Raw genomic sequence first — 21,651 nt, forward strand, 5'->3', positions numbered from 1 at the left:
TTGAGTATAGCAGACTAAAATATAAATGTCAATACAAAATTATTTAATTTTCCAAAAATTTAGACAATAATATCTAATTTAAATCTATAACACTTTTTCTTATTTTCAAATCATACCCTATTAATGTTTTTAAATCAGCTTCTTCTTTTTTTATTATTTTTAAAATTATTTCTACCGTTTTGCTAGCTGCTTCTTTAATATCAAATTCTATAGTTGTTAATGGACATTTAAGTAAAGAAGAAGATTCGTAATTACCAAAACCTGCTATCGAATAATTTTCTCCTACCTCTAGGTCATATTCTTCAAGAGCTTTTATAGCACCATAAGCAATATTATCAGTTGCACATATTATACAAGTGTTATCTCTAATCAAATCCATATTTTCTTTAACTTTATTGTAGCTATCTTTCTTATCAAAAGTTGTAGTTATCTGACTAGCGGATATATCATACTTCTCCAAGGTCTTCAATACTCCTAATTTACGATAAATACCTACTGCGACATCGTCTTCTCCAACACCTAAATAAACTATTTTATTATGTCCAGAAGCCAAAACAAAATTAGCAATATCACGACCAGCATTAAAATCGTTATACTCCACACTATAAGTATATTCACCTTCTTGACCTAAAACAACTACTGGTATATCTATACTATTTATCACACTCTCAAAATCCCTACTCATTGTTGTTGGCAATAAAATTATTCCATCAACATTTAGTCTAGCTAATTTTTTCAAATATTCAAGTTGTAATTCTTTGCTAAAACTAGCATTCATTATTAAAGTTTCATACTTATTTTCTTTTAATTTTTGATCTATATACATCAATGTTTTACTACTAACATAAGATGATAGAGTTGGAACAATTATTCCAATTATTTTACTTTCTGTGCTTTTTAAGGCTTTTGCAAATGTATTAGGAGTATAATTATATTTTTCGACGATCTTTTTTATTTTATCGCTAGTTTCTTTTTTTAAACTCCCACCATTAAAATATCTGGATACTGTAGTAGTTCCTACTCCCGCCATTTTTGCAATTTCTACTATTGTTAATTTTTTCATAACATATCACCATTAATTTCTAAGATATTACTATTATACTTTAGTTTACTGAAATTGTAAATTTTATATTCAAAAACATAAAAAAGCATTGTTACAGTTCTCGGTATAAAAATACAACAGAACCACAATCGTTTGTTTTCAATGGTTTTCGTTAGTTTGCAGAAATTAAAGCCCAAAAGAAACAGGTGTTTATTGATTGTATTATACTTTAAAAAATGATATATTTGATAACGGAGGTTAATTATGATTATTTCACTAGAAAACGTATCAAAAAAATATAATCATTCTAAATTTGAGCTCACTAATATTTCTTTTAATATAAACAAAAAAGAAGTTATTGGTATTATAGGAAAAAATGGAACAGGAAAAAGTACAATATTAAAAATGATAAATGGTCTAGTACCATATGATAACGGCAACATACTTTATAAAAACAAAAGTTTAAACGATATGAATGAATCCGAACTTCGTAAAATGCGAAAAAATGTCTCTTATATATTTCAAAACGCTAATTTGTTAGAGGGAAAAACTGTTTTTTACAACCTATCATTGGTATATAAAATTAATAAACAAAAAGTTGATAAAGTTGAAATAAGTAAAATATTAGATTTTATGGGTATTTCCAGACTAAAGAATACATTGTGCAGAAATATTAGTGGTGGCCAGCAACAAAAAGTAGCTATTGCTATGTCTTTATTGCAAAACCCAGAAATTCTATTATGCGATGAAATAAGTTCTGCTCTTGACGCTAATAGCGAAAAAGAAATTTTTGATTTACTTATTAAATTAAAAAATAACACAGATATATCTATTATAATTATTTCGCACAATCTATCAATACTAAAAAATTTTTGTGATAAAGTTCTAATTATTGAGGATTCAACTATTAAAGATATAATAAAACCTAAAGTTTCTACAAACAAACACTACGAAGAAAATTATAGAAAACACGTTAAGGAGTTTTTGTTAAATGATTAAGTTAATAGAACGTAATTCAGATAAAATTTTTGAAGCTTTCTTAGAAACTACATTTATGTTATTTACGTCAATGTTTATCTGTCTAATGTTTGCCATTCCTTTAGGAGTTTTATTATTCTCTTTAAAACAGAAATATTTATTAGACAAGCCTTTTTCCTATCAAGTACTTAGTATATTATTAAATACAATTAGAAGCGTTCCATTTTTAATATTTATTTTTATATTAATTCCTGTTAATCGTTTCATATTCAATACATCATTTGGAAACATAGCAGCAATTCTGCCATTAACATTAGTATCAGTAAGCTTATACTCTCGCTTTGTCGAACAAGCACTATTAAACATTCCAAGTAAAATTGTTGACAGAGCTATAAGTATGGGAGCATCAAAATTACAAATGATTAAATACTTTTTTATACCATATATTAAGGTTGATTTGATATTATCCTTTACATCAGTAACTATAAGTGTTCTTTCTTATTCCACAGTTATGGGAGTTATCGGCGCAGGAGGTCTAGGGGAGTTTGCGTATAGATACGGATATCAAGAATATGATTATCCACTTATGTACCTAGTAGTTGTCATATTTATAATTTACGTCTACATTATTCAAAATTTAGGCTACTTCGTAGCTAACAAAATAAAAAAATAGGAGTATAAAAATGAAAAAAATATTATCAATTTTCACAAGTGTTATTGCACTAGTATTAGTATTGGCTGGTTGTTCATCTAGCTCAGAAACAAAAAAAGAAAAAACTGTTGTTAAAGTAGCATCACATACAGCACCTATGACAGATATGCTAGAATTAATAAAAGATGATTTGGATAAAGAAGGATACAAGCTTGAAATAGTAAAAGTTTCTGATAATGTTCAAGCTAACGTAGCTTTAAAAAACAAAGAAGTAGATGCAAACTTTTTCCAACACAAACTATTTATGCAAATGTTTAACGAAGGAAACAACGCAAACCTAGTACAAGTTCAACCCATATACGATGCAGTAGTAGGATTTTATTCTAAAGATATAAAAGACATAAAAGATCTTAAAGATGGTGCAGACGTTGCAATACCATCAGATCCTACTAATATGACTCGTGCTTTAAGATTACTTGCAGAGCATAAAGTAATTACATTAAAAGATCCTAACAGTTTTTCTATCACTATAGATAACATAGCAGAAAATCCAAAGAACCTAAAATTTTCTCCGATATCACTACTAAATCTTAATGACGCATACCAAGAAAAAGATTTAGTATTTAACTATCCAGCATATATTACAAAAATAGGGCTTAGCCCCGAGAAAGATGCTCTTATAGTAGAACAAACAGGAGATCTTACTTATGCAGTATCTCTAGTATCTCGCGAAGATAACAAAGATTCTGAAGCAGTAAAAGCTGTTCAAAAAGCATTAACTAGCGAAAAAATAAGGGACTTTATTGACAATAAATTAAATAATGTAGCTAAAAAAGCATTTTAATAAATAAAATAGTTATAGCAAAAATTATTGCTATAACTATTTTTATTAGTATTTATTTTTACCATTCTTATTAAATTTGATTTCAACAACAAATTCATTATCTTCTGGAGCATACGCAAAAGCATAAGAATCGTGTTTTTCTACAATTAAATTAGCCAATGATAACCCTATACCATAACCTTTAATTTTACTGTTACGGGATTCATCCAAACGATAAAATCTATCAAATACTTTACTTAAATCTCCTTGTTTAACGCCTTGTGCATTATTTTTTACAACTAGATGGATAAATTTCTTACTATTGTATAAAGATAAATGTATTTTACTATTATTATCAGCATATTTAATTACATTATCTAATAATATATCAACAACTTGCATAATAGTTTGTGATTCTCCAAAATAATGGATATTTTCTTCTATTGTAGCTTCTATTTCTTTAGAATTGAAGTTAGCCATTTCTTCAAAATCTCCTACTCTTGATTTTACTAATTCCGTCATAGAAAATATTGTCTTTTCTATATGTTCTCTTTCTTCTACTCTACTAAAAGCTACCAAACTATTAATTAAATGAGTAAGTCTTTCTATCTGATTATGAATATTACCTATCCATTTAGATTTACCGACCTCCATCTCAAGAACATCTGCATTAGAACTAATAATAGTAAGTGGTGTTTTTAGTTCGTGGCTTGCATCTGTTATAAATTGTTTTTGTTTTCGATAATTTTCTTCTATAGGTGCAATAATTTTTTGTGATAAAACCGTAACTAAAAGAGAAACGCCACCAATAATTATTAACGCTATAATAATACTATTTTTCACAAAATCAAAAAACATAACTAATTCTCGTTCACAGTCAACAAAAACCACAAAATTACCATAACTTTTTGTAGCATATGCATACCTGTAGTAGTCTACATAACCATTAGTATGTTTCTTCGATATAGCTCTTTCTACTAGAGAATAAAATTCTTTAGTTTCTACATCATTACCACGATTATAAATATTAATTATATTTTTATCTTCATCTAGTTCTGCGACAAAAACAGCGTTGAAAAAAAGTTTATCCGAGGTCAGTATTCCTTTTTTGCCATTCACAGAATATTCTTCTAATAAATTTACTAATATATTATCATCATTTTTTATTTTATTTATAACTTCATCACTATGATTAGTAGTGTTAGTGTAATATATTACATTTATAATAAGAAATACCAATGCAATAACAAAAGTTGTTGTAAATACTGATATTAGGATAAATTTCTTTTTTAGAGATTTAATCATCAATTTCCTCCAATGTGTATCCTACATTTCTTGTTGCTTTAATTTGTATATTAGCATCCAATGCTTTTAATTTTCTTCGCAAATAAGAAATATTGACCCACACTACATTTATTTCTGAATCACTATCATAACCCCATATTTTTTCTAGAAAATTTTCTGTAGGAATTACATTCCAAGGATTACGAATTAGCATTTCCATAATTTGAAATTCTTTATTTGATAACCTAAAGCTATCTGTTTTTGTAGAAAGTTCAAATGTTAATTTATTTAATTTAACATTTCCAAATTCTAATTCGTTACTAGTAAATGTCGCTTGTCTTCGAGTCATAGAACGAACTCTAGCTAGTAGTTCTTTTGTAGAAAATGGCTTCGTCAAATAATCATCTGCCCCACTGTCAAGACCTTCTACTTTATCTTCTACTTCAGATTTTGCCGTTAACAATAAAACTGGCGTATGCTTTTTCGATTCCCTCAATTTTTTCACCACAGTAATACCATCCATTTCTGGCATCATAACATCTAAAATAGCACCGTCATAATCATCTAACAATAGATAATCTAGGGCATCTTTCCCATTATGCACAGTATCAACAGAATAATTATTATGCTTTAACATTACCTCTAATGCTTCAGCTAATTCATGTTCATCCTCTGCTAATAATAATTTCATATATACTACCTCCAAATTTTATAAATACTTATTAAATTATTTTACTTTAGACAACTAAAATTTAGTTTAAATATAGTTAAAAATTACTTTTATAATGAATACAATTAAATATTTACTTTAATACTATTAATAAAAACTTTCAATAAATGTTAATTTGTTAAAAACCTAAACATAAATTAAATACTAAGATAAACTACAAGAATAAAAAATATTTTCAAAATAATATATCTTATAAAATTGTAATTTTTAGATAAATTGTATTTGAAAATATTTATTTATAACTAAGTTATTTTTATTTATTATTATTTGTTATCAAAATAGGACCTTGTTCTGTTCCTTTTATGCAGTATTTACAAATATTTAAAAACAGACCATGCTCAACTACCCCTACTATATTAGATAGCTTATTTTTTACGTCTTCTATATCAAAACCATATCCTAAATGTAAATCTACTATATAATTACTATTATCAGTTACCAAAACTTCACCATCTTTAAGACGTAAGACTGGATTTAATCCCTGTTCCGTCATTTTGCGAATTGTATGTGTATATCCAAAAGGTAATATTTCAACTGGTAAATTGAATCCTCCTAATTTCTCAACATCTTTAGTTTCATCATAAATCCAAACTACAGTATCAGTTATATCTGCTACTATTTTTTCTCTAAATAGTGCTGCGCCTCCACCTTTTATAGCATTGAAATCTTTATCAATTTCATCTACGCCATCTACTGTAACATCTATATGATCAACTTCTTCTAATTCTTTTACTACTAGCCCTAAACTTTTAGCTAACTCTATACTTTGAACAGATGTTGATACTAGTTCTACTTTCAATCCCTTTTTTACTTTTTCGGCAATAGCGTGAATAAAATAATACACTGTAGATCCTGTACCTAATCCTACAATCATCCCATCTTTTACAAAATCTACTGCTTTATATCCTACTTGCTCTTTTAAATTCATAGCAATATCCCCTTTTTATTTAATTATACTTAACTAATAAATATTTCTTTTTACCTCTACGCAAAACAGTATACTTATTTTGTAGTCTATCTTTGGTATTAACAATATAATCTAAATCAGTAATTTTTTCTCCATTTACATAAATAGCTCCATTACTTACGTCTTCTCTTGCTTGACGTTTGGATGATACTAATTTTGTTTTTACCAAAAACTCCACTATATTTTCTTCATTGTTGTCTACATTCGAACTCGGCATACCTTTTACGGCTTGCTCTAGTTCACTGTTGCTAAGATTTTTTATATTTCCAGAAAAAAGTGCTTGTGTAATATTTAGGGCGCTAGCAAGAGCTTCTTCTCCATGCACTATTTTAACCATTTCTTCTGCAAGTTTTTTCTGCGCTTTTCTTAAATGAGGCTCATCTTCAACACTTTTCGCCAAAAGTTCAATTTCTTCTTTATTCAAAAAAGTAAATTTCTTTAAAGTAGAAACGACATCAGTATCGGCTGTATTAAACCAAAATTGATAAAATTCATAAGGAGTAGTTTTTTCTGGATCTAACCATACAGCTCCCCCTGTTGATTTTCCAAACTTTGTACCGTCAGATTTTAACATAAGAGGAATAGTCATTCCGTAAGCTTCTACATCGCCTCTTAATTTACGCATTATTTCTAATCCAGTAGTAATATTTCCCCACTGATCAGAACCACCTAGTTGCATCTTTACATCATATTCTTTATTTAAATAAGCATAATCTATACCTTGTAAAATAGTATAACTAAATTCTGTAAAAGATAATCCTGAATCAAGACGTGAAGATATAGAATCTTTCGCTAACAAATAATTAATATTAACTAATTTTCCATAATCACGTAAAAACTCCAGCATAGACAATTTCCCTAACCAATCCGCATTATTAACAAATGTTATTTCCTTACCATCTCGAAAAATATTTCTTAATTGATTTTCTAATTTTCTAGTGTTATTTTCTATAATATCTAGAGTTTGTAATTGACGTTCCTCACTTCTTCCAGAAGGATCCCCTATTACACCTGTTCCTCCTCCTACTAAAATTACAGGTTTATGACCGTATTGTTCAAATCTTTTTAAAGTCAAAAATGGTAGTAAATGACCTACATGCAAAGAATCACCCGTAGGATCCGTTCCACAATAAATAGAAACACTCTCCGTTTCTAACAATCTTTCTATATTTTCTTCATCAGTTTGTTGATAAACTAATCCTCTATATTTAAGATCTTCTAATAGTTTTGACATATTATCTCCTTTCTTAATTTATGTTAAATTTATCACTAAATAATTATAACATATATATATCATTAATATCTATAATTAATCATATTATTTTCTCTAATTGTAAATTATAGCAAACGATTTCTCTATGAAAAATGAAAATTTATATTGATTATAGTTTCAATATGAGATAATATATTAATTATCTTATTAAATTGAATAAATTTATTAAAATTAATTAATCAAAAAATGAAAATAAATTCTATTTTTCATTTTATTGTAATTTTTTCAGAAAGGATTTATTATGAATAATTATAATTCTAACATTCCTTCAAGAACAAAAGGAATATTTATGTTTGCTTTATTGCTATTTGCATACGTTGTTTTTGCTACCAATTGGGTAGCAGGATCCAACCTATCAAAACAAATTACGCATTATTATTTTAATGGAAAATCAGTTTCTCCAATGATTTCTGAAGTGGTTAATTATACAATTACAATTGCTAGAATTGTATCAAATTTATTGGCAGCATACATTTTAATAAAATTAAACCCTAGAAAAGCTGTGATTTTTGCATTAATTTGTTTATCATTTTCTTTTATAGCTATATTTAGCCCTAATTATTGGTTATACACTTTTGCTAGAATGATTATGGCATTTGGTGGATCAATGATTATAGTATTTATTAACACATTTGTTGCTAAATTTGTATCAAAAGATAAAAGAATTATTACGAGTGCATTGACTACTGCTGCATATAATTTTGGAGCTGCTCTAGTAGCTATTTTGTTCTATATTTTTAAAGATACATTTATTGCAAATTGGCGTTATACTATGATTGGATTCAGTATAATTAGTATCTTATTGTTAATTATATGGATTTTTATTGCTGAGGATTTCAAACCTACTGTAACGTGGAAAACTCCAAATTATTTTGTTCAAAAATTATACTTAGAATCACTAGAAAATTCTAATGATGTTGGAAAAGTTAAACCATATACTTACAAAGATGCATTTAAAGATAAATTTATTTATTTCTTTGCATTTGGTTTCGGTGGATTCTTATTCTTATATGTTATGCCACTAGTTTCTCTACCTAATAAAGTTGCTGAAGCAGTTGGAGGAAGTTTTAAACCAGAATTTATGATTTTATCAGTAACATTAGGAGGGATTGTCGGTACTATCGTTAGTATGTTTTTTGGTAAATTACACTTTAGAAGAAAACCTTTCTTAATTTCTCACGGAATATTAATGATTTCTGCAATGTTTATAGGACTACAAGTAGTATATTACAATTCTTCATTAGCGTATGCACTTTTCGCAATAGCTGGATTCTTTATGTATTCACAGTACCCTGTATACTTAAATTATCCTTATGAATTACCTGATGTTTCATCACAAAAGCTAACTATTATGTTTGGAGTATTCTGGGCTTTTGGTTATGCAATATACACTATATTTAATTTTGTATGGAGTATCATTTTACAACATTATGGATATACAGCTTCTATTGCATTTTATATTTTAGCAAGTTGTAGTTACATTATTTTTGTATTTACATTCCCCGAAACAATGAAAAAAATTAAATAAAAAATACCCGAAGTAAAAAATTTACTTCGGGTATTTTTAGAATTAATTAATTATTTTAAATTATTTAAAGATTCCAATCTAGTTTTTACAGTATTAAATTGTTCCTCATATACAGCTTTTTTATCTTGCTCTTTTCGGACAACTTCCTTCGGTGCTGAAGATACAAATCGTTCATTAGATAATTTTTTATCAACTCGTTCAATTTCTTTCGTTAATTTATCTAATTCTTTTTCTAAACGTTCTTTTTCTTTATCTATATCAATTAAATCTGCCAAAGAAACATATATTTCTAGTCCTGGCAATACTCTACTTATATCAGTATCACTTATTTCAATTTCTTTTTCAATGATTAACTCACTAGGTTTCGCAAATTTTTCTAAATAAGCCGTACACGAAGTCAGTGCATCTTTAATCTCATCTTTTGCATATTTTATTTTTATTGGTATTTCACGCGACATAGGTGCATTAACTTCACTACGAATGTTGCGAACAGCAATAATAATATCTTGAATAAGTTTCATATTTTTTGTAGCTTCTTCAAATATTAAAGTTTTATCAATAGAAACAAACTCCGAAGTTACGATACTGTCTCCAACGTGTGGTAAATTTTGCCAAATTTCTTCTGTAACAAACGGCATAAACGGATGTAGCATTTTTAACGAAGCTTCTAGTACATAGACTAGTATTGATTTTGTTATTTGTTTCTTCTCTACATCATCGCCATTCAATGCTATTTTTGCTATTTCAATATACCAAGAGCAATATTCTTCCCAAATAAAATTGTATAGTACTCTAGATGCTTCTCCAAATTCATATTTTTCGAATAGTCGTTCATAATCTTCTATCGTTTCTTGCAATCTAGTTAAGATATACTTGTCAGCATGACTCTTCTCTCCGGATAAATCTATATCTTCATAACGCATATCTTCTAAGTTCATAATAACGAAGCGTGATGCATTCCAAATTTTATTTATAAAATTCCAACTAGCTTCTATTTTTTCTGTTGAATAACGTAAATCTTGGCCAGGTGTAGAGTTAGTAGCTAAGAAATAACGTAAGCTATCAGCTCCATACTGATCTATTACTTCCATAGGATCTACACCATTTCCTAATGATTTACTCATCTTACGACCAAGTTCATCACGCACTAATCCATGAATTAAAGTATCTTTAAATGGACGTTCTCCTGTAAATTCTAAACCTTGGAAAATCATACGTGCTACCCAGAAAAATATAATATCATACCCTGTTACTAAGCAATCTGTTGGGAAATAACGTTTATAATCTTCATTATCTACATTAGGCCATCCTAAAGTTGAAAAAGGCCATAAGGCAGATGAATACCAAGTATCCAATACATCTTCATCTTGAGTATAATTTTCTATATCTTTTGGTGGTTCTATTCCTACATATATTTCTCCTGTTTCGTTATGATACCAAGCAGGTATTCTGTGTCCCCACCAAAGTTGTCTAGAAATACACCAATCTTGAATATTTTCCATCCATCCACTAAATGTATTTTCAAATCTCTGTGGATAAAAATTAACTTTAGTATTTTCATTTTTTTGATTATCCAAAGATTTATCAGCTAATGGTTGCATTTTTACGAACCATTGTTTTGATAAGTATGGCTCTACTATCGCTCCGCTTCTCTCAGAATGACCTACAGAATGAATATGTTTTTCTATCTTAAAGCATATCCCCTCTTCTTGTAAATCTTTAATCAAATTCTCACGACACTCAAATCTATCTTGACCAGAATATTTAGCAGCATAATCATTCATTACTGCACTCTCATCCATAACTATAATTCTTTCAAGATTATGTCTATTTCCTACTTCAAAATCATTAGGATCATGTGCTGGAGTAATTTTTACAACTCCACTTCCAAAATCCATTTCTACATAATCGTCTGCTATTACAGGTATTTCTTTGTTTAATACTGGTAATAATACTTTTTTCCCTATGTATTTTTGATAGCGTTCATCTTTTGGATGAACAGCTACAGCAGTATCTCCGAATAATGTTTCGGGTCTTGTTGTAGCAATTTCTAGATAATCTCCACTTCCATCTGCCAAGAAATATTTTAAATGATAGAATGCTCCTTCGACATCTTCATAAATAACTTCTATATTTGACAGTGCAGTACGTTGAACAGGATCCCAATTAATAATTCTCTCTCCTCGATAAATTATACCTTTATTGTAATGATCAACAAATATTTTTGTTACAGCATCGTTTAAACCTTTATCAAGAGTAAATCTTTCTCGTGAATAATCTAATCCTAATCCTAATTTTGACCATTGTTCACGAATATAACTAGCATACTCTTCTTTCCATTCCCACGCTTTTTCCAAAAATTGTTCACGCCCTATATCATGACGTAAAATTCCTTCTTCTCTCAACTTAGCTTCAACCTTAGCTTGAGTAGATATTCCTGCATGATCCATACCTGGAAGATACAATACATCAAATCCTTTTAAACGTTTATAACGTGTTAACATATCTTGTAACGTTGTATCCCAAGCATGCCCTATATGTAATTTCCCAGTAACATTTGGTGGTGGAATTACTATAGTATATGGATTTTTTTTACTTTTATTATTTGCTTTAAAAACTTCTTTTTCTAGCCACCACTGATATCTATTTTTTTCAACTTCTTGTGGGTTATATTTTGTTGACATTTCCGACATAACCATTCTCCTTTACTATTTTTTAACTAGATATTTTAATATTTTATAAAACATACAAAACAACGAAAAAACTCCCCGAAATATTCGAGGAGTTTTATTTTGTATATCTTAATCAACCGTAGAATATTTCATATAAGGACGAAATACTTCCGCGGTACCACCTTTATTCTAATAAATTAGCACTTAATAAGATTAACGCTCTACCACGTCTAAAACTACTAACGTTCATTTTAGATACTCACCGGCTACTTCAAAGTAGTGTCTAGGAGAAATCTCTCAACCACTGATTTCTTTTCTGTATCCTAGCGGTACACAAACTTCTACTTATCGGCTCATCGCATTTTATATATCTATAAAATATAATGATATAGTAACATACCTTTTAGAATTATGCAACTATTTTTTACTATTTTTAATTTTTAGGAGTTTTTTATTTTCTATTTTATAAACATCTGTAGCTAAATTGTCAACAAACTCTCTATCGTGCGAAACAAAAATTATTGCACCTGAAAAATTCTTCAATGCTCTAAGAAGTTCATCTTTAGATTTTATAGACAAATTTCTATTAGGTTCATCCAATACAATAATATCTTTTTTCTCAATCATAATTTCTGCTAACAATATTTTTGCTCTTTGTCCCTCGGAAAGATCGCTTATATAATGCATCATTTCCTCTCTAGTAAACTTTAAAGATCCCAAAATAATATCTACCATATCCCTTTGATATTCAGCGTAATTTCTTTTTAAATAATCAATAACGGTAACATTGTTATCTAATTTCTCATTATAATTTTGTGGCATATAACTAAAATTTAAATTATTTTTAATCATATAATTTAAAATCTCATTTAATAAACTAGTTTTTCCAACACCGTTATTCCCTGTTATTGCTACTTTTTGAGATCCTATTATATTTAGTGAACACTCTTCTAACAAAAGTTTATTATTTATTTCTAATTTGTCCAATTTTAAATTTAAAATTGTTTTGCTATTATAAATATCACTAAAACTAAACTTAATAACTATCGATTCTTCATAATCTGGTTTTTTAGTTAATGAATCTTTTTCTTTATGAAGCTTTTTTTCTTGTGATTTTAGAGAACGCATCTTATCTTTTAAATTTTTTGCTACTAGTGGATTTCGAACGGCTTGATTTTGAGAATAATGTACTTTGTTGTAAACATCATTATAGCGTTTGTACTTTTTATCATATATTTCTTGTTCTTTATTATGTTTCTTTAACTGTGTTTCAAACATATTTATTTTATAATCAAAATAGTCTTTATAACTACCTTTAAAAATTGTAATTCGTGATTCTTTCTTCTTCATAACTTGTTCAAAGTCTACAATAACATCAGCACAATTCTCCAGTATTCTTTTATCGTGACTAACAAAAACAATAGTCAATTTACTTCTCTTTATAAAACTTTCTAACCAAATCAATGCACCAATATCTAAGTCATTAGTAGGCTCATCAAGAAGTAATACAGTAGGATTTTTTAACAACTCACATAATAAAAGAAATTTGAGTCTTTCTCCCCCTGAAAGCTGTTCTATTGTAATTTCATAATTAAATATTAACTCTGTACTTAAATCTAGATTTCCCACTAATTCATATAATTTTGGATAATCAATATAATTTAAATCAAAATTATAATTAAAGTACTCACTAGGAGTCATTAATAAATATTTTTTAGATAGTTGTTGAGGTAAATAACAAACAATTTCATCTCTATTTACAAGTTTACCACTAACAACTTTTAGATCACTGTTAAGTTGCTCATTAGCAATAAAACGTAAAACAGTAGACTTCCCATTTCCTTCCTCTCCAACAAAAGCTACTTTTGAACCCTTATCAATAGATATATTAAAATCTTTAATCAATGTCCTTAAATCTTTTTCTAACATTACTGTTAAATTTTTAACATATAGCATATCTAACACCTCCAAATAAATATTTGAAAGCTAATAGGCTATTTTACACATAAAAAAACACGTCCAAAATACAATTACAAAATTTATTATATTGTAACGTCATTTAAATCAATAATAAATAATATTGAAAAAATTCATTATGGACGAGTATAATTATTTGAAAATTACAAAAATATTAAATTAAACATAAATGCCCATTAACTTACAATACAAAATATTCTATATAACTTTGCATTATTGTAATTTCAATGGACATTCACCTCTTTTCTATTTACAATAATTGTATATTACTTTATTTTAATTGTCAATAATATTTTTTTGTGATATAATACTCTAATTTAATAAATATTATAGGAGTCAAATATGAATAGAAGTATCTTTGATAACTTAAAAAAGGCTGAACGCGGTGCTAAGATAAGTATATTGGCCTACTTAATATCTTCATCTTTAAAGTTGGTATTTGGATTTTTATATAATTCTTCTGCATTAATAGCTGATGGAATTAACAACGCAACTGATGTTATAGCATCTTTGGCTGTCCTTATAGGACTAAAAATATCTCGTAAACCTGCAGATGAAAATCACCTATATGGTCATTTTCGAGCAGAGTTAATTTCTAGTCTTATAGCTTCATTCATAATGATGTATGCAGGTATTCAAGTAGTAATATTTGCTATAAAAAATTTAATCAACGATGATTACTCTACTCCTTCAATAGAAACTGCAATCTTAGCATTAATATCTGCTATTATTATGTTAATTGTCTTTTACTACAATTATAATTTAGCAAAAAAAATAAATAGCTCTTCTCTAAAAGCATCCGCTTTAGATAATTTAAGTGATGCACTTGTTTCTATAGGTACACTAGTCGGTATTTTAGGATCTATATTAGGAATAAAACAAGCAGATGGTATTGCTGCCACTATAGTTGGAATTATAATCATTTACACAGCTATTAATATATTTAAAGACGCAACTCATATTTTAACTGATGGTATAGAAATAGAAATGATAGAAAAAATAAAAGATATAGTTAGTAATATAGAGGACGTTATAGAAATAAAAGAAATTCGTGGACGTTCTCACGGTCTTATTTATTTCATTGATGTAACTGTTACTGTTGATTCTAATTTAAACGTCATTAAAAGTCACGATATTACAGTAGAAATCGAAAAAGCTCTACAACAAGAATTTTTCGCTTGTGAAACCTTAGTACACCTAGAGCCAAATTATAAATAATATATATTAAAATATAATAACTTGTTATGACATTTGGATAACCAATTGTAACAAGTTATTTTTATTTCTACATATACCAAAAAGCTAAGTATTTAATAATTATAACTATATGATATTCTTTACTTTGATAAATTTTTTTATTATAATATGTATAACTATAAATACTATATAACTAGAGGTTATTATGACGCACGCAAAAGCAATATTTTTCGGTGAACATTCTGTAGTTTACGGAAAAAAAGGTATTACAATTCCGTTAATAGAAATGACTGTTAATGCCTCATTGAGCTATACAAATCAAATACAAGAGCGAGATGAAATAATTTCTTATATAGCTAAACAATGCAATATTGACAAAACTACAAAAATAGACATTAAAAGCACAATACCCGTTGGGCGTGGTTTAGGATCTTCAGCAGCATTATCTGTAGCAATAGCTCGTGCTAATAAATGTACAAATATTAAAGAGATTGCTAACAAATGCGAAAAGTTTATTCATGGAAATCCTAGTGGCATTGATGTAAATCAAGTACTTAGCAACACACCTTTAATATTTTCTAAAGAAGAAGGGGCTATACCTCTAAAATTTTGTCTAGAAAGTTATTTATTAATAATTGATACTGGTGTTATAGGAATAACTAAAGATACTGTTTCTAGGGTGAAACAAAATATAACTGAAAATAAAAAATATATAGAAAAATTAGGTATAATTACAGAAAATGTAATACCTCATCTATTAAATAATGATGTTGAAAAGGTAGGTTATTATATGGATAAAGCACAAAGTTTGTTAAAAAAACTTGGTGTTAGTCATATTAGTAATGATGAAGTTATAGATATTTGCAAAAATAATGGTTCTTTAGGTGCAAAACTTACTGGTGGAGGCGACGGTGGTTGTTGTATATCCTTGAGTAAAACATTAGAAGATGCAAAAAAAATTCAGACAGCTCTCAAAGAGAAAGGATATTCATCGTGGATAATTTCAGTATAGGATATGCTAATATAGCATTAGTAAAATATTGGGGGAAAAAATCTAAACATCCTGTTTTGCCATTTAACCCTAATATATCACTAAGATTAGATAATTTATATTCAAAAACAAAAATAGAAAAAAGTTTATCAGGAAAAGACGAATTTTATATTAATAACGAACAACAATCGGAACAAGAAGTCAAAAAAATAACTACTTTTATAGATAAACACTTAGCACCTAAAAATAGAGAAAAAATAAAAATAATAAGTTACAACACTGTCCCTACAGCAGCAGGTCTATCATCTAGTTCTAGTGGAACAATAGCATTAGTGCTTGCTTGTAACAAATATTTCAATCTTAATAAATCAATAGAACAGTTAATACAAATATCTAAGGAAGGATCAGGTTCATCTTGTAGAAGTTTTTTCAAGATGGCTAGCTGGCTAGAGGACGGAACAGTCAAAGAAATTAAATGTGATTTAGATTTATCTATGCTAGTTCTAGTTGTGAATGAAGATAGAAAAAAAATATCTAGCCGTGAAGCTATGGAAAGATGTGTAGAAACTTCAACAAATTTTGATGATTGGGTAAAAACTGCAAAACAAGATTTCGAATCAATGATTATCGCAATCAAAAATAACAACTTCACTAAAATAGGACAAATAACAGAAAGCAATGCACTTGCTATGCATAATACTACAAGATATGCTACACCATCTTTTACTTTCTTAACAAAAGAAAGTTATGAAGCAATGAATATAGTTAGAAATATTAGAGAAAAAGGTATAGAATGTTACTTTACTATGGATGCAGGTCCTAATGTTAAAGTTCTCTATCAAAGAAAAGATCATAATAAATTATATGAGGAAATACAAAAACTATGGAAGAAAAAAATAATTCAATGCATGGAGTAGCCTACGGAAAATTATATATAGCAGGTGAATATGCTATATTAGAAGATTATTCCAAAGCTATAATTACAAGTGTTGACAAAAAAATTATAGCATTTATTAGTCCAGCAGAAAAAACTACAATCTATGATAATATGCACAACACAGAAATTTCTATGAATGATGATCACGAAAACTTTACAAACATACAAAAAATTATTGAATTTATTAGAGATTATGTGAACATTTATGATGAATTTTCTTTGACTATATACAACGAATTAATAGAAAGTGATGATAAAAAATATGGTTTAGGCTCATCAGGAGCAGTTTTAGTAGCAATTACAAAAGCTATATTGAAATTCTACAATATTCCTTTTGATAATATCAAAATATTCAAAATAGTAACATTATTTTCTATAATGAATAATATTTCTGGCTCTATGGGCGATGTTGCTGCTAGTTGTCATAAAGGCGTAATATTTTATCAGAAGTTTTCTACCGCAAAACTAAAGAATTTAATTACCGAAAATAGTATTAAAAATCTTATAGATAATATTGAATGGCCAGGTCTTATAATTGAACCATTGGAAACTAAAGCTAATATAGAAATGATAGCTAAATGGACTGGTGAGATTATTGATACAAAAATTCATGTCAACGCTTGGAATGAAACAAAAAAAGATATTAACAACAAAAGTTTTGGATTTACATCTAAAATAAACATAATGTTAGAACAACGACGCTACAAAAAATTTATCGACAGATCAAATCAATTAGTTATGAGATTGAAACTATATCTACAACAAGATAATGGATATTTAATTATACCTATTATTAAAGACATAAGAAAAAATTTACTATATCTAGAACAAATTTCTAATATACCTATGGAAACTATAGCTATGAAAAAATTTATTATGAAATTCCCTTGTGGCAAACAGAGTGGCTCAGGAAGTGGAGATATGGTATTAGGCTTTAGAATAAGTTCTACAAACAAATTTAATATAACTCTTGATTTAACAAAATTATAAGGAGCACTTATGAGAAAAATAGACCATATAAATATAGCTCTTAAAGACAAAACTACATATACTAGCCTAGATAACTATAGAATAGATTACAATAGTGTACCTTCTTTTGGAATTGATGATATTGATACATCTACAACTATCTGCGGACAAAAATGGAAATATCCTTTTTTTATAAACGCAATAACTTCTGGTGGAAAAGAATGTAATTTAATTAACAAACAACTAGAAGAAGTATGCGAGATTTGTGATTTAGAATTTTTTGCAGGATCATATTCTCCTGCCTTAAAAAACGAAGAGGATAAAAAATCTTATCCAAAAAATAAATCTATAAATATAGGTCTAGATAAACACTACTCAAAAATTCTAGACGCCATAGAAGAAGTAAATCCCAAATATGTCCAACTTCATACTAACCCACTTCAAGAAATGATTATGCCAGAAGGTGATAAAAATTTTGATAAATGGTTGGATAATTTAAAGAATGTTGCTAGCAAATCTAAAGTTCCAATTATCCTAAAAGAAACGGGCTTTGGTATGAATAGTAATACAATAGAATTAGCCATAAAGTTAAATATCTCTACTGTAGACATTAGCGGAAAAGACGGAACAAACTTCGCTAAAATAGAAAATACTAGGAATACTAGTCCTTCTCCATACTTAGAAGAAATAGGATATACTACTTCTGAATCTCTAGAATTAGCTAGAAATTACAAAGACAAAATAGATATAATAGCTAGTGGCGGTATTAGAAATCCTTTAGATATTATTAAGTGTCTATCATTAGGAGCAAAAGCCGTAGGAATTTCTAGAGTATTTCTAGATATATTAATTAATAAAGGCAAAGAAGAATTAATTACCGAAATCAAAAAATGGCAACAAGAATTAAAATATATTATGATTCTAACTAATTCAAGAAATATTAAAGAATTAGAAAATAAAATAAGAAAAATATAAAATAAATACGGAATGTGTTATGAAAACACATTCCGTATTTTATTTTGCTCTAATTACCTCGATTGTTGTTATTCCGAGTATTGTTAGATGTACTATTATTTGTACTGCTACTATTATTAGACGTCGAATTACTATTACTGTTATTATTTGTATTACTGCTGTTTGTATTACTATTATCAGAATTATTGCTAGTTCTATTATCACTATCCTGAGAATTACTTTCTTCTTCACTTTGGCGTCTTGCCGCTTCTTGTTGTTGACGCTCTAACTCTCGACGTTCACTATCAGTAAGAACTTTTATTCCTCCATCATAATTTCCAACATCTTTTGGAACAGTAAATCCTTTTGGTCTATAAGTATTGACAATACTTTGCATATTAATTTTATAAAGAGTTTGCGTTTTTATAGTATCTTGCTGACTTAGATATTTAGTAGGTCCATCTATTGTACTAAATCCTTGCCATACAGCTAGAGTATAATTGCTTGTATACCCAATTACCCATGAATCTTTGGCAGAATTATCTATATCAAAGCCATACTTATTCGCATCTTCTTCTGAGTATGTAGTAGTACCTGTCTTAACTCCCATATCTGCTCCACTAATAGCAGCTTGTTGTGCTGTTCCATTTACAACATTTCTTAGCATAGAGGTCATAATATACGCTGTGCTATCTTTAATAACTTGCTTTCTATCATCTCTACTAAAGCTCTTTAACTCTGTATCTTCTCTATCGTAAACTTTCTTTATAGCTTTTGGTGTAGCGTAATATCCCCCATTAGAAAACGGAACATAAGCACCTGCCATTTGCAGTGGACTGTATCCATCAGCACTACCTCCTATAGGAGTAGTAATAGAATTATCTGTAACTTCCATTCCAACATTGTTGGCATACTTCTTAACATTAGAAAATCCTACTTCTTGATAAGTTTTAATAGCTGGGATATTAAATGACATAGTTAACGCATAATTCATAGTAACATTACCATGGAATCTACGATCCCAGTTTTGAATTTGTGTCCCTGGAATCTGAGAGTCATTAATCATATGATTAGTTGACCAACCTAAGTATTCTACTGCAGGACCATAAGCTAATATAGGCTTAATAGACGATCCTGGCTGTAATTTAGATTGGGTCGCTATATTGAATCCTCCATATTTGAAATTTCTTCCTCCATATAGAGCGGCTATTCCACTATTATCGTTATTTAATGCAACCATAGCAACTTCACTTGCCTGCTTAATACCTGCCAAATTAGAACTCATACTATTTGACATATTTTTTTGAATTGTTGTATCTAAATTAGTATATACTTTTAGTCCTAAATTAAGAACATCACCTTCATAATCTTTGAATTCTGGACTATTTCTTAATTCTTGCTCAACTTGACTCATATAGGCAGTATATGCTTGATCAAATTCGCTAGAAAGTACATAACGTTCATTAGCTGTTCTACTAACTATACCTGTCATTATGTCAGTGGCTTGCGCCTCTGTTGCCTCTGCCTCTGTTATTTTCCCATGATACTGCATCAAATATAGCACTGTATCACGACGTTTCTTAGCATTTTCTGGATGATCGTAAGGATTGTAGCCATTAGGTTGCTGAGGCATTCCTGCAAGAAATGCCATTTGTGGTAATGTTAACTGGTTTAACTCTTTACCATAATAATAATTTGCAGCTGTTTTTAATCCATAAACACCATCTGAATAATAGATTCTATTAATATACATATTAAAAATAGTATCTTTATCATAATTTTGCTCAAGTTTATACGCTAAATATGCTTCTTGAACTTTTCTCTTAACACTCTTATTATCATCCAAGAATGTTCTTTTAATTAGCTGTTGCGAAATAGTAGATCCACCTTGTGATCCAAAACCACTAGTCAAGTTAGAAAAAACTGCTCCTACAAGCCTTCTATAATCTACTGCACCATGTTCAAAAAAGCGATTATCTTCAGTAGCCAAAATAGCATCTTGCATTTGTTGAGGAACCTCAGACATTTCTACATTCTCACCTATTTGATTACCCAACTTTGCAACCTCTTGATTATTAACATCATATACTACCGTTCTATTATTATTATCCAAAATATCAGAATTAAACGCTGGCGCTTGATAAATCCAGACTACACATAATAAAAATATTGTTATTATAGCGATACTTGTCAAATATAACCCATATTTAAAGATTTTACGCCACATATTTCCGCTACCTTTTCCCTTAGGTTTTCTATTACTAATTCTGGTTTTTAGTGAATTAAGTTGTTGTTCCACTGATGAAGCGCTTCCTCTATCTCTATTAGTAGTTAATTTATTGCTCTGACTATTAATATTATTTTGAGAATAATTTCTGTTTACAGCAGATTGACCTCGCTTAGCACTAACTCGTGAAGGAGCGCTTCTTCTTATCTTATTATCATCAGCATAATTATCTCTATTTTGATTTTTGTCAACATTTCTAGATGCGTATCCTCCGGGCTCAATACTTTTCCCATTAGTATATCTAGATCTTCTTGACATTTTATCATTATTATTTTCTGTCATAAATTTATAATTTCCTCACATAAAATTATTACATTATTCTAATATATAATTTTATAAGAAAAATTAAAAAAAATCAAATTATCAATCAGTATTTATCTTTACATTTTT

Annotated in this window: 17 protein-coding genes and 1 other annotated feature; of the genes, 9 read left to right on the top strand and 8 right to left on the bottom strand. The window is 28.4% G+C overall.

Features of this window, described 5'->3' with window-relative positions; all coding sequences use genetic code 11:
- Positions 1-73: 73 nt before the first annotated feature.
- On the bottom strand, positions 74-1,063 hold the full coding sequence (locus AC1XWJ_RS02625) for a LacI family DNA-binding transcriptional regulator (protein ID WP_483334340.1): 990 nt from the start codon (positions 1,061-1,063) through the stop codon (positions 74-76).
- A gap of 243 nt (positions 1,064-1,306) precedes the next feature.
- Between AC1XWJ_RS02625 and AC1XWJ_RS02630 the strand changes: the two genes are divergently transcribed.
- From AC1XWJ_RS02630 to AC1XWJ_RS02640, 3 genes are read left to right on the top strand one after another with little or no spacing between them, the layout of a single operon-like run.
- Entirely contained in the window at positions 1,307-2,041 is a 735-nt protein-coding gene (locus tag AC1XWJ_RS02630; protein ID WP_483334341.1) for an ATP-binding cassette domain-containing protein, read from the top strand.
- A complete protein-coding gene (locus tag AC1XWJ_RS02635; protein ID WP_483334342.1) occupies positions 2,034-2,693 on the top strand; it encodes a methionine ABC transporter permease in 660 nt (219 codons plus the stop codon). The genes AC1XWJ_RS02630 and AC1XWJ_RS02635 overlap by 8 nt, the downstream gene beginning before the upstream one ends.
- A gap of 10 nt (positions 2,694-2,703) precedes the next feature.
- Positions 2,704-3,516, top strand: a complete 813-nt coding sequence (locus AC1XWJ_RS02640; RefSeq protein WP_483334343.1) for a MetQ/NlpA family ABC transporter substrate-binding protein — start codon at positions 2,704-2,706, stop codon at positions 3,514-3,516.
- Between the two features lie 45 nt (positions 3,517-3,561).
- Here AC1XWJ_RS02640 and AC1XWJ_RS02645 read toward each other — a convergent pair whose 3' ends face one another.
- From AC1XWJ_RS02645 to tyrS, 4 genes are all read right to left on the bottom strand, one after another.
- Positions 3,562-4,800 (bottom strand): sensor histidine kinase, encoded by a 1,239-nt coding sequence (locus tag AC1XWJ_RS02645; protein WP_483334344.1) that lies wholly within the window; start codon positions 4,798-4,800, stop codon positions 3,562-3,564.
- Positions 4,793-5,470, bottom strand: coding sequence for a response regulator transcription factor (locus AC1XWJ_RS02650; protein ID WP_483334345.1), 678 nt, complete (start codon positions 5,468-5,470; stop codon positions 4,793-4,795). Before AC1XWJ_RS02650 ends, AC1XWJ_RS02645 begins: the two co-directional genes overlap by 8 nt.
- A 292-nt stretch (positions 5,471-5,762) precedes the next feature.
- Complete coding sequence (rpiA, locus tag AC1XWJ_RS02655; protein ID WP_483334346.1) at positions 5,763-6,437, bottom strand: ribose-5-phosphate isomerase RpiA; 675 nt, start codon at positions 6,435-6,437, stop codon at positions 5,763-5,765.
- A gap of 19 nt (positions 6,438-6,456) precedes the next feature.
- A complete protein-coding gene (gene tyrS, locus AC1XWJ_RS02660; protein ID WP_483334347.1) occupies positions 6,457-7,710 on the bottom strand; it encodes a tyrosine--tRNA ligase in 1,254 nt (417 codons plus the stop codon).
- A gap of 280 nt (positions 7,711-7,990) precedes the next feature.
- Here tyrS and AC1XWJ_RS02665 point away from each other — a divergent pair, with 280 nt between their 5' ends.
- Positions 7,991-9,277 carry an MFS transporter gene (locus AC1XWJ_RS02665; RefSeq protein ID WP_483334348.1) on the top strand — a complete coding sequence of 429 codons (1,287 nt, stop codon included), beginning with the start codon at positions 7,991-7,993 and terminating at the stop codon, positions 9,275-9,277.
- 50 nt (positions 9,278-9,327) lie between these two features.
- Here AC1XWJ_RS02665 and AC1XWJ_RS02670 read toward each other — a convergent pair whose 3' ends face one another.
- Positions 9,328-11,970 (bottom strand): valine--tRNA ligase, encoded by a 2,643-nt coding sequence (locus AC1XWJ_RS02670; RefSeq protein ID WP_483334349.1) that lies wholly within the window; start codon positions 11,968-11,970, stop codon positions 9,328-9,330.
- Positions 11,971-12,101: 131 nt separating this feature from the next.
- Positions 12,102-12,315 (bottom strand) — a binding site (T-box leader).
- A gap of 51 nt (positions 12,316-12,366) precedes the next feature.
- A complete protein-coding gene (locus tag AC1XWJ_RS02675) occupies positions 12,367-13,905 on the bottom strand; it encodes an ATP-binding cassette domain-containing protein (protein WP_483334350.1) in 1,539 nt (512 codons plus the stop codon).
- A 363-nt stretch (positions 13,906-14,268) separates the two neighbouring features.
- Between AC1XWJ_RS02675 and AC1XWJ_RS02680 the strand changes: the two genes are divergently transcribed.
- From AC1XWJ_RS02680 to fni, 5 genes are all read left to right on the top strand, one after another.
- Complete coding sequence (locus AC1XWJ_RS02680; protein WP_483334351.1) at positions 14,269-15,144, top strand: cation diffusion facilitator family transporter; 876 nt, start codon at positions 14,269-14,271, stop codon at positions 15,142-15,144.
- A gap of 184 nt (positions 15,145-15,328) precedes the next feature.
- Positions 15,329-16,135, top strand: coding sequence for a mevalonate kinase (gene mvk, locus AC1XWJ_RS02685; RefSeq protein ID WP_483334352.1), 807 nt, complete (start codon positions 15,329-15,331; stop codon positions 16,133-16,135).
- Positions 16,117-17,031, top strand: a complete 915-nt coding sequence (gene mvaD, locus AC1XWJ_RS02690; RefSeq protein WP_483334353.1) for a diphosphomevalonate decarboxylase — start codon at positions 16,117-16,119, stop codon at positions 17,029-17,031. Before mvk ends, mvaD begins: the two co-directional genes overlap by 19 nt.
- On the top strand, positions 16,998-18,041 hold the full coding sequence (locus tag AC1XWJ_RS02695) for a GHMP family kinase ATP-binding protein (protein WP_483334354.1): 1,044 nt from the start codon (positions 16,998-17,000) through the stop codon (positions 18,039-18,041). Before mvaD ends, AC1XWJ_RS02695 begins: the two co-directional genes overlap by 34 nt.
- Positions 18,042-18,050: 9 nt before the next feature.
- Positions 18,051-18,995, top strand: a complete 945-nt coding sequence (gene fni, locus AC1XWJ_RS02700; RefSeq protein ID WP_483334355.1) for a type 2 isopentenyl-diphosphate Delta-isomerase — start codon at positions 18,051-18,053, stop codon at positions 18,993-18,995.
- Positions 18,996-19,044: 49 nt separating this feature from the next.
- On the opposite strand, the gene AC1XWJ_RS02705 is transcribed toward fni, so the two are convergent.
- The gene (locus AC1XWJ_RS02705; protein ID WP_483334356.1) at positions 19,045-21,543 is read right to left on the bottom strand and encodes a transglycosylase domain-containing protein; all 2,499 of its coding nucleotides are present in this window, start codon (positions 21,541-21,543) and stop codon (positions 19,045-19,047) included.
- Positions 21,544-21,651 lie beyond the last annotated feature (108 nt).

This window comes from Gemelliphila sp. 1F1 (assembly GCF_056897515.1).

What these genes read in the sequence shown, in the direction of transcription:
- AC1XWJ_RS02625 (WP_483334340.1), bottom strand. Translation starts at nt 1,063, where the DNA reads ATGAAAAAATTAACAATAGTAGAAATTGCAAAAATGGCGGGAGTAGGA.
- AC1XWJ_RS02630 (WP_483334341.1), top strand. Translation starts at nt 1,307, where the DNA reads ATGATTATTTCACTAGAAAACGTATCAAAAAAATATAATCATTCTAAA.
- AC1XWJ_RS02635 (WP_483334342.1), top strand. Translation starts at nt 2,034, where the DNA reads ATGATTAAGTTAATAGAACGTAATTCAGATAAAATTTTTGAAGCTTTC.
- AC1XWJ_RS02640 (WP_483334343.1), top strand. Translation starts at nt 2,704, where the DNA reads ATGAAAAAAATATTATCAATTTTCACAAGTGTTATTGCACTAGTATTA.
- AC1XWJ_RS02645 (WP_483334344.1), bottom strand. Translation starts at nt 4,800, where the DNA reads ATGATTAAATCTCTAAAAAAGAAATTTATCCTAATATCAGTATTTACA.
- AC1XWJ_RS02650 (WP_483334345.1), bottom strand. Translation starts at nt 5,470, where the DNA reads ATGAAATTATTATTAGCAGAGGATGAACATGAATTAGCTGAAGCATTA.
- rpiA (WP_483334346.1), bottom strand. Translation starts at nt 6,437, where the DNA reads ATGAATTTAAAAGAGCAAGTAGGATATAAAGCAGTAGATTTTGTAAAA.
- tyrS (WP_483334347.1), bottom strand. Translation starts at nt 7,710, where the DNA reads ATGTCAAAACTATTAGAAGATCTTAAATATAGAGGATTAGTTTATCAA.
- AC1XWJ_RS02665 (WP_483334348.1), top strand. Translation starts at nt 7,991, where the DNA reads ATGAATAATTATAATTCTAACATTCCTTCAAGAACAAAAGGAATATTT.
- AC1XWJ_RS02670 (WP_483334349.1), bottom strand. Translation starts at nt 11,970, where the DNA reads ATGTCGGAAATGTCAACAAAATATAACCCACAAGAAGTTGAAAAAAAT.
- AC1XWJ_RS02675 (WP_483334350.1), bottom strand. Translation starts at nt 13,905, where the DNA reads ATGCTATATGTTAAAAATTTAACAGTAATGTTAGAAAAAGATTTAAGG.
- AC1XWJ_RS02680 (WP_483334351.1), top strand. Translation starts at nt 14,269, where the DNA reads ATGAATAGAAGTATCTTTGATAACTTAAAAAAGGCTGAACGCGGTGCT.
- mvk (WP_483334352.1), top strand. Translation starts at nt 15,329, where the DNA reads ATGACGCACGCAAAAGCAATATTTTTCGGTGAACATTCTGTAGTTTAC.
- AC1XWJ_RS02695 (WP_483334354.1), top strand. Translation starts at nt 16,998, where the DNA reads ATGGAAGAAAAAAATAATTCAATGCATGGAGTAGCCTACGGAAAATTA.
- fni (WP_483334355.1), top strand. Translation starts at nt 18,051, where the DNA reads ATGAGAAAAATAGACCATATAAATATAGCTCTTAAAGACAAAACTACA.
- AC1XWJ_RS02705 (WP_483334356.1), bottom strand. Translation starts at nt 21,543, where the DNA reads ATGACAGAAAATAATAATGATAAAATGTCAAGAAGATCTAGATATACT.